Annotated in this window: 1 protein-coding gene and 2 pseudogenes; all 3 read right to left on the bottom strand. The window is 65.0% G+C overall.

The genetic code is table 11. The features are described 5' to 3' along the window. Positions 1-40: 40 nt before the first annotated feature. Positions 41-505: pseudogene (locus WDU99_RS17170) on the bottom strand (transposase); the annotation flags it as partial. A gap of 92 nt (positions 506-597) precedes the next feature. Next, on the bottom strand, positions 598-1854 hold the full coding sequence (locus WDU99_RS17165; RefSeq protein ID WP_337333687.1) for an IS110 family RNA-guided transposase: 1257 nt from the start codon (positions 1852-1854) through the stop codon (positions 598-600). Positions 1855-2096: 242 nt separating this feature from the next. Continuing rightward, positions 2097-2894, bottom strand: a pseudogene (locus tag WDU99_RS17160) (IS256 family transposase); the annotation flags it as partial. Between the last annotated feature and the right edge of the window lie 72 nt (positions 2895-2966).

Genomic DNA, 2966 nt, shown 5'->3' with positions numbered 1-2966 from the left:
GGGTCTGTCAGGTTAACGGTGGATCTGGCCTGGCGCATTTTTAGTTGATTCGGCCTTCGAAGGTGATCGCGAAGGCGTTGAGTGCGGGTTTCCACCTGGTCACCCAGCGTGCCCGACCTCGCCCTGTGGGGTCAAGCGACCGCGTCACGAGATACAGGCACTTCAGCGCAGCAGCATCGTTGGGGAAGTGGCCCCGAGCCCGCACTGCCCGCCGGTAGCGGGCGTTGAGGGACTCGATCGCGTTCGTCGAGCAGATGATGCGGCGGATCTCGACATCGTAGTCCAGGAACGGGATGAACTCGCTCCACGCGTTCTCCCAGAGCCTGCGGATCGCCGGATACATGGTGCACCACTTCTCCGCGAACTCCTCGAACCTCGCCCTGGCAGCTGCCTCGGTCGGCGCGGTATAGACGGGCCGCAGGTCGCGAGCGATCTGGTCCCAGTACTTCCGCGACGCGAACTTGAACGTGTTGCGGATCAGGTGAATGATGCAGACTCCCGCTGTCAACCTCGAGGTTGGGAGGCGTGGATGCGGCGGGCAGGCGGGATCGGCAGGCGGCCCGTTTTGCGGGGTCGTCTGCGACTGGAGCGCGGGCGTCAGCTGGTGGTCTGTGTGGCTGCGGTGGGGATCGCCTGGAGCCGGTTGGTGTGGAGGTCGGGGTTGTAGTCGGCGTGGTCCTGCCAGCAGCGCCAGAGGATCCGTGTCCAGCGGGCGCTGACTCCGCGCAGCGCTCGGTAGTGGCCTTGGCCGGCGGCGCGGGCCGCGGTGTAGAGCACGCCTGACCAGTGCGGGTCCTCGCGGACCAGGACGAATGCCCACCAGTCGATCGCGTGCCGCATGCGCTTGTTCGCGGCGTACCGGAATCTGACTTGCCGGGTGCGACCGGACGCGCGGGTGACCGGGGCGAGGCCTGTCTCGGCCAGCAGTGCGGGCGCCGACGGGAATCGTGCCCGATCCTCTCCCATGCCTGCCAGGAGGGTGGCGGCGATGACCGGTCCGATGCCGGGGAAGCTGGTGAAGATCCTGGTGTCGGGGTGGAGTGCGAGGAGCCGATCGATCTCGGTGTCGTAGTCGCGGAGGTGGCGGTTCAGCAGGTCGAGCTGGTCGGCGAATCGGACCGCGGTGAACGCCTTCCCCTGGTTCGTGCCCGCGCTGGCCGAGAGGAGATGTGGTTGCAGACGCGCGACGAGCGTCTCGGCGGGAACACGGCCGGTGTAGTGCTCGCGGCTGATGAACGCTCCCATCCGTGCGACGCCGACACGTGCCGCCTGTGCGGGTAGGGGGTAGCGGCGGATGAACTCCAGCGAGATATCGCGGTCCAGGCTGGAGAACAGGTGCAACACCGCCGGGTTGTAGGCCTCCATCGTCGCGCGAAGCTGGTTCTCGAGGTCGCGTTGGTTCCAGACCACGCGTTCTCGGTCACGGATCGTTGCGCGTAGCTGCATCAGAGTGTCCGACGCGGGACGCAGGGGTCGCCAGAATCCATGCTCGTGGCGGAGCGTGTCGGCGAGGACGAACGCGTCGAACTCGTCGGTCTTCGTCGCGGCGAGCCGATATCGCTCCCGAGCACGCGAGGAGATCTTCGGCGACACGCAGAACACCTCGACGCTTTCGAGGGTGAGGAGCCGCTCGACGAGCAGTCCCTCGGCACGTTCGATTGCGACCCTGGTCAGACCATGACTGTCAGTCAGGAGCCGGCAGAGTTCTGTGATGCCGGCAACCGTGTGGGGAACGCGGCGTTGCCGCAGCACCTGGCCGTCCGCGTCGACCAGACACAGTTGGTGGTGGGTGCCACCCCAGTCGACGCCGGCGAACACATCAGATGGGTCAGGTTGGTGATGAAGACGAGCCATTTCGGGCTCTCCCTTCCGCTATCGAAGGAATCCACCCGGTCACCGATGATGCGTGGCAGCCTCGCGTCAGAACCTTATCTCGGCGATCACCTGGCAGGTGTCGCTGCTCCCGCTGGCTGATTCACGATTCTGCCCCGCGGCGGCCGAACGGGTCTGCATGTGGACCTCGAAGGTGACTCGTTTGCATAGGTTCTGACCGCCACGGCGCAGGTGGCCGTCCGGAAGCCCCGGACCCCACCATTGTGAAGAGATAACGTCTGCACCACGGCGAACTCCCACGTCGTGGTGATCGACTCCGGCAGCCCCTTGAGGCCGTCGCAGACCACGATGCACACGTCTTCGACGCCACGGTTCTTCAGCTCGGTGAGCACCCCGAGCCAAAACTTCGCCCCCTCGCCACCGTCGCCGGCCCAGATGCCCAGAATGTCCCGCTCCCCGCCGGTGGTAACACCGATGGCGACATAGAACGGCTTGTTGCGGACCTGCCCATCACGGACCTTCACCACGATCGCGTCAATGAACACCACCGGGTAGACCCGATCCAGCGGCCGGTTCTGCCACTCGGTCATCTCCTCGATGACCTTGTCGGTGATCTTCGAGATCGTCTCCTTCGACACCGACGCACCATAGACGTCATCGAAGTGCGCCGCGACCTCACCCGTGGTCAACCCCCGCGCGGTGAGCGAGAGGACAATCTCGTCGATACCGTCCAACCGGCGCTGCCGCTTACGGACGATCTTCGGCTCGAACGATCCATCCCGATCCCGCGGGACCTCGATCTGCACCGGGCCGACCTCGGTGAGCACCGTCTTCGAACGAGTGCCGTTGCGCGCGTTCTCACTGTCAGTGACCTGATGCTTCTCGTATCCGAGGTGCTCGGTCATCTCCGCCTCTAGCGCGGTCTCCAGCACGGTCTTGGTCAACCCGCCCAGCAGGCCTCCCGGCCCGACGAGGCTGACGCCTTGCTCCTTCGCTTGCGTGAGCAGCTGCTCCGCGATCTGTTTCTCATCAATGATCTCTCCTGTCACAGGATCGATCATCTCGATGGTCTGGGTCATTACCTTTCCTTTCGGTCAGGCCAGTCCCAGATCCACCGTTTTTCTGACAGTCCC

The sequence above is a fragment of the Microbacterium bandirmense genome, from assembly GCF_037204185.1.
GTDB classification, from domain to species: Bacteria; Actinomycetota; Actinomycetes; order Actinomycetales; family Microbacteriaceae; genus Microbacterium; species Microbacterium bandirmense.
Note: the sequence above shows the minus strand (reverse complement) of the source record. Positions and strands in the feature narration are given on the sequence as shown.